General features: G+C 68.9%; 5 protein-coding genes. All 5 read right to left on the reverse strand.

The features are described from left to right. Window positions 1–38: 38 nt before the first annotated feature. Window positions 39–1997 (reverse strand): alpha/beta hydrolase, encoded by a 1959-nt coding sequence (locus K8V11_RS06570; RefSeq protein ID WP_303911898.1) that lies wholly within the window; start codon window positions 1995–1997, stop codon window positions 39–41. Window positions 1998–2271: 274 nt separating this feature from the next. Then, a complete protein-coding gene (locus tag K8V11_RS06575) occupies window positions 2272–2598 on the reverse strand; it encodes a hypothetical protein (protein ID WP_303911890.1) in 327 nt (108 codons plus the stop codon). Then, window positions 2591–3205: a hypothetical protein gene (locus K8V11_RS06580; RefSeq protein ID WP_303911892.1), complete on the reverse strand. Its 615-nt coding sequence runs from the start codon at window positions 3203–3205 to the stop codon at window positions 2591–2593. The genes K8V11_RS06575 and K8V11_RS06580 overlap by 8 nt, the downstream gene beginning before the upstream one ends. Then, window positions 3189–4166: a hypothetical protein gene (locus K8V11_RS06585; RefSeq protein ID WP_303911894.1), complete on the reverse strand. Its 978-nt coding sequence runs from the start codon at window positions 4164–4166 to the stop codon at window positions 3189–3191. Before K8V11_RS06585 ends, K8V11_RS06580 begins: the two co-directional genes overlap by 17 nt. Window positions 4167–4207: 41 nt before the next feature. Further along, window positions 4208–5251: a porphobilinogen synthase gene (hemB, locus tag K8V11_RS06590; RefSeq protein ID WP_303911896.1), complete on the reverse strand. Its 1044-nt coding sequence runs from the start codon at window positions 5249–5251 to the stop codon at window positions 4208–4210. Between the last annotated feature and the right edge of the window lie 284 nt (window positions 5252–5535).

The raw sequence follows: 5535 nt of genomic DNA on the forward strand, positions 1-5535 counted from the left end.
GGCCGCTGGTCGTCTATAGCCAGGAAGGCTACCGAAGGCTACTTCCCGTAGTACTCGTCCACCGTGTACTGCGCACCGGACTGCTGCGTACCCGTGAGTGCGCCGACCGCCTGGTCGATGCCCGCCGCTGCATCGCGAGCGGCCTTTTCCGCGGGATCTTCTGCAGCTCCGCCGTCTTTGGTGGGGTTGTTCTGCGCCTGCTGGTCGGTGGCCTGCGTGCCGGCCTGCTGCGCGCCGTTCTGCTGAGCATCGGCCTGCTGGTCGGTAGCCTGCGCCTGCTTGGCGGCCGGCGCAACGGCATCCTGCGCAGCCTGGGCGCCGGCGTCCACGGCGTTCGAGACATCGCGCTGCGCCTTCGCGAGCGGGTTCTCGCCGTCGCCGTAGCCGACGGTGTTGCTCGGGTACTCGCCCTCGAGGGTGGTCGGCAGCGGCTTCGGGGCCGGGCGGCCCGGGAGGGTGTCCGGCGGGACGGTGCCGTTGTCGAAGAAGTCCGTGACAGCGTCGTCGATGAACTTGTTGCCCGTGCGGAACGCGCCGTGGCCGCCGTTGTCGACCGTGACGAGCTTGCCGCCCATCCGCTCGAGCATGTTCTCGGCGCCACCCATCGGCGTGACCGCGTCGTGCACGTTCTGCAGGAGGACCGGCTCCTGCTCGAGGCCCTCGCCAGAGACCTTGATCGGCTCGGTGACCGGCTGGTAGCCGAAGCAGTCCGAGCCGGCTCGCTGACCCGCTGCCTGGGCGAGCAGGCGGTCGCCGCCCGTCTTCGCGTCGAGCTTCGCCGAACCGATCGCCAGCGGGTTCTGCACCGTCTGGTCCTCGTTGCAGGTGACGATGCGGAACATGTCGTGCTGCGTGTTGAACTGCGTGTTGTCCGAGGCCTTCGCGGTGCGGATGCGCTGCGCGGCAACCGGGCTGACGCGTGGGATCTCGCCCTGGTTCTTGTCGTAGTAGGACAGGATGTTCGCGACCATCGGCCACGAGGTCTCGTTGTACGAGGCGCCGACGGCGGTGTCGTACATGCCCGAGGCCGCATTGTTGGTGAGCTCGCGCAGCGTGATCGCGTTCCACAGGCCCTCGATGCGTGCGCGGCCCGGGCCGGTCGCGTTGACCACGTCGAGCACCGGCTGCTGCACGGGCGTGCCGCGCAGCTCGTTCGGCAGGTCGCCTTCCTCGGCGGCCGGCGGAATCATGTTCGACGGCCCGCCGACCTCCTGGTCCGAGATCGCCTTCCAGCGGTTGAATACCTTGAGCGGGGTGTCGCCGAGGCCGTAGGTCTCGTCGTGGTCGGCGATCCACTCGAACATGTCGTACATGCGGGCGTGCTGCGCCTCGGTGGTGCGCGCGGACTGCTCCGACCACGCCCAGTCCGGGCCGACGTTGGAGTCGAGCATCATCTTGCCCGTGTGCTCCGGGTACAGCGTCGCGTAATCGGCACCGAGCTTGGTTCCGTAGGAGACGCCGTAGTAGTCGATGGTCTCCAGGCCCATGGACTGGCGGACAAAATCCATGTCGCGGGCGGCGTTCTCCGTCGTCATCGACTCGATGTAGGCGCCGTTGGTGCCGTAGCACGCATCGTGCAGCGGGTTGAGCGCCAGCGGCGAGGCGAGCGACGGGTCGCACTGGATGGGGTTCGAGCCCCACAGCCCGCGCGGCTGCACGGCGATGAGGTCGTGGTCGTTGTACAGGTCCATCGGCGCGAGGCCGGTGTCGCGGTTCGCCCAGAACATGAGCGCATCGTCGCCGGGGCCACCGGGGTTGCCGAAGATCGCGGACTTCGACTGGCCGGACTTCGGCGAGACCTTGGACACCGCGATCGGCGTGGTCGGGCCGTCCGGGTTGTCGTAGTCGAGCGGGGCGTCGACGATCGCGCACTCGAGGCGCTGCTCCTCGGGGACCGAGCCGGGCTCGAGATTGAACAGCGTCTCACAGGATTGCCACTGGATCGGCTGCACCGCCGTGGCCGTTCCCGCTGCCATCACCGCAGCGGCTCCTGTCATTGCCGCCACACTTACGATCTTACCTTTGACCTGCACCATTCCCCGATCCACAATGCGCCGGCCCTCCCCGCTTCGTCACAAGTGGGGCGCCGACGGTTAGTCGTGCCATTCATCTCACACGGTTGTAATTCCCGCGTTCGATCCGACATCACATTAGTCGGTCCAAACAGGCGGTGAAAGGGACATAAGCAACGATCCGGAAACGAAATTCAACTGATACCTGTGCACTCTAAGTGGATGCTGAAAGTCGCTGCACGATGCCTGGTTGACACGCTCAGTTTTCGTCCGTCGCTTCCTGAAAGGGGGCGTCGTCGGACGCATCGATCTCACTATGTGGAGCGGCCGGCGCATTGCTGGGTGGAACGAGCGCCGCGAACAACGCGAGGAGCGCGACGTTGAACATCACCACCGCAGCCCCGAGTCGCCTCGTGTCCCACGACCGGTCGAGCACCTGCCCTTCCGGGTCCACAGGGGAGCCCGCAAGCTCCATCGTGGATGCCGAGTACCACAGAACAACGGCCAACAGACCGGCCATGACGGCGGAGGCGAGCAGAATCGCGCGTGTCCTCGCTCGCGGCGGGAAGCGGCGGGGGCTAGTCATGCGTGCCTCCGACGTCATCCAGCGGTGGTGTATTGCCGTCTTCCGAATTTCTCGGCGGTTCCGCGGTTCCGACGTGCGGGACAAGGGCGTCGGACAGGGCCTCGGGGTCGCGTGCGAAGGCGCGGACGAGGGAGCCATCGGCGAGCTTGATCCCGACCTCGCCGCGCTTGCGGGGGACCGTGCGCAGCTCCCCGAGCAGGCGCGAACCCTCGATGGGTTCGGGCAGCACGCCGTCGACCTCGACGTACGGGAGTTCCTCAGTGCCCTGCCACAGCGATTCGTCGGTGACGCGCAGGCGGCCATGGACGCGGGTCGCGGCGATCATGATCCCGTGGGTGATCATCGTGCCCAGCGCGCAGACGAACAGCATGAGCCAGTGCACCGGTGCACCCGTCGCCACCTCGAACAGGCCGGCAGCGGCGCAGAAGATCGGCGCGGCGAGGATCCACGCCCACGACCAGCCGTCCTCGGCGTAGAACACGGTCTGCTTGCGCAGGCGCGGGTCCGGGTCGCGCGGCATGCGGGCGTCGTCGGCGCCGGGGTCGCGCGGGTCGCCCGCGTCGCGCGGATCGTCGAGGCCATCGGGGAACTCAGGGCTTGCCGACACCGGAACGCTCCTGGAAAAACGCCGTCGATTCCTTGGTGTACAGCTGCCACAGCGCCGTACCCGCGAAGAGCCCGGCGCACACCGAGGCGGCGAGCTCGATGAAGTTCGGGACCGGCTCTGCCTCCGCGGGCGCGCCCTGCGGCGAACCGCCCGCGAACAGCACGAGCAGCGCCGCGAGCCCCTGCGCGATGAGCACGATCGACCCGACCGTGAGCAGCGCCCGCGCCCACTGCTTGCCCTTGAACAGCTGGCGCGCCGCAAGCAGGAACAGCGCGGACACGACCACCACGAGGATGACGCCGAGGATGCCCGACAGCGTGGCGGCAGCCTGAAGCTGCTCGTCCGAGTACTCGCTCATGCCGCCGGGAACGGCATCCCGGACCTGCTCGACCGACACCGACCGGCCGCCGGGCAGCAGCGCGGTCGCCGACGCGAGGACCGCCGCGATCGCGGCCATGATGTACAGGAACCACGCGGTCCGCACCTGCTCGGGCGCGTCGCGGTCCTTGCGGTTGCCGTCGCCGGATTCGCCCTCTTCACCCGGCCGCTGCGGCTCGCGCGGCTGCGGTGGCCACTGGCCTCCGCCGCCCGCGCCGTAGCCGGCATCGCCTCCGCCGCGCTCGCCCTCGCGCGGAACCTCGCCCTCGCGGGGCAGCTCGCCGGAGCCCTCGCCCTCGGGATTTCCCCCGCCGAAGCCGCCGAGGCCGCCGGGGCTGCCGGGGCCGCCGGGGCTGCCGGGGCCGCTGCCTCCCGGAATCCCCGGCTCCCCCGCCCCGCCGGGCTGCCTGCCGGGGGTGTGCGGTTCGGGGTCGCCACCCGGCCGGCCCTCGCCGGGCACGGGCGAACCCCAGTCGGGCTCGGGCAGGCGCGGCTCACCGCCGGGCTGCGGCAGCCCGGGACCTTCCGGACGCTCCGGAAAGTTCGGTTCCGGCTGCGGCTGCGGGAACGGCGGCTGCGCCACAAGTGACCCCTTTCTTCGCCCCGGCCGGGCGAAATGGACGATTACGTGCGATTCTGCCAGCCGACCGGCGCTCCGTGGGGTCCGCCGTCATTAATAAGTTGTGCCGCCTCCAGCGCGAAGTAGGTGAGGATCATGTCGGCGCCGGCGCGGCGGAGGCTGTACAGCGACTCGACGATCGCCGGCTCGCGGTCGAGCCAGCCGCGCTCGAACGCGGCGACGAGCATCGCGTATTCGCCGGAGACCTGGTACGTCGCGACGGGCACGTCCACGCTTGCCGCGGTCTGCGCGATGATGTCCGAAAACGACATCGCCGGCTTGACCATGACGATGTCCGCGCCCTCGTCGATGTCGAGCTCGACCTCGCGCAGAGACTCGCGCGCGTTGCCCGGATCCTGCTGGTAGGTGCGCCGATCCCCCTTGAGCGACGAACCGACCGCCTCCCGGAACGGCCCGTAGAACGCGCTCGCATACTTGGCGGCGTAGGCCAGCACGACGGTCTCCTGGTAGCCGGCCGCATCCAGGGCTTCACGTATGACGGCGACCTGTCCATCCATCATGCCGCTGGGGGCCACGATGTGCGCTCCGGCCTCCGCCTGGGCGACCGCCATTTTCGCGTACTGCTCGAGGGTGGCGTCGTTATCGACGACCTGCGCGCCGCGAGCGTCGGTGCCGAGCACCCCGCAGTGGCCGTGGTCGGTGAACTCGTCGAGGCACAGGTCGCTCATGACGAGCGTGTCGTCGCCGACCTCCTCGCGGATCGCCCGGAGTGCCTGGTTGAGGATGCCGTCGGGGCTAACGCCAGCCTCGCCGGTCGCGTCCTTGTCCTCGTCCTTCGGGACGCCGAAGACCATGATCCCGCCGAGACCCTTCGCCACGACGTCACGGGAGACCTGCTTGATCGACTCGACCGTGTGCTGGTAGACGCCGGGCAGGGAGGAGATTTCCTTGGGCTCGGTGAGGCCGTCGGCGACGAACACGGGAAGGATAAGGTGGCGCGGCTCGAGTGAGGTTTCCGAGACGAGACGGCGCATGGCCGGGGATTGCCGCAGGCGGCGGGGGCGGTGGAACGGCTGCTGAATACCCATGGGGCCGAGTTTACTTGCGGGTGTGTTGAGTCCTCCGGCAGTTCCTGACTTGCCGGCCGGCTGGGCCGGTGAGGTGGTTCTCCGGACTTCTCTTTTGAGCGTGCGTGCGCGTCGTCTACGACTGGACGCCTGTTTGTATCGACAAACGCTCTCAGGGACGCGCCAAACCGGCGTTCATCGACACAAAGTGGCGTCCAGACGGGGAGCGGCAGCGGCGAAGCCCCGGCCGCAGGGTTCAGGCACGAAAAAGCCGGCGCCCACCGAAGCGGGCGCCGGCTTTTCGA

This window comes from Dietzia timorensis (assembly GCF_020742175.1).
Lineage (GTDB): Bacteria > Actinomycetota > Actinomycetes > Mycobacteriales > Mycobacteriaceae > Dietzia > Dietzia timorensis_A.

Bases quoted from the DNA above. Each gene is read 5' to 3' on its own strand.
- K8V11_RS06570 (WP_303911898.1), bottom strand. From the start codon at position 1,997: ATGACAGGAGCCGCTGCGGTGATGGCAGCGGGAACGGCCACGGCGGTG.
- K8V11_RS06575 (WP_303911890.1), bottom strand. From the start codon at position 2,598: ATGACTAGCCCCCGCCGCTTCCCGCCGCGAGCGAGGACACGCGCGATT.
- hemB (WP_303911896.1), bottom strand. From the start codon at position 5,251: ATGGGTATTCAGCAGCCGTTCCACCGCCCCCGCCGCCTGCGGCAATCC.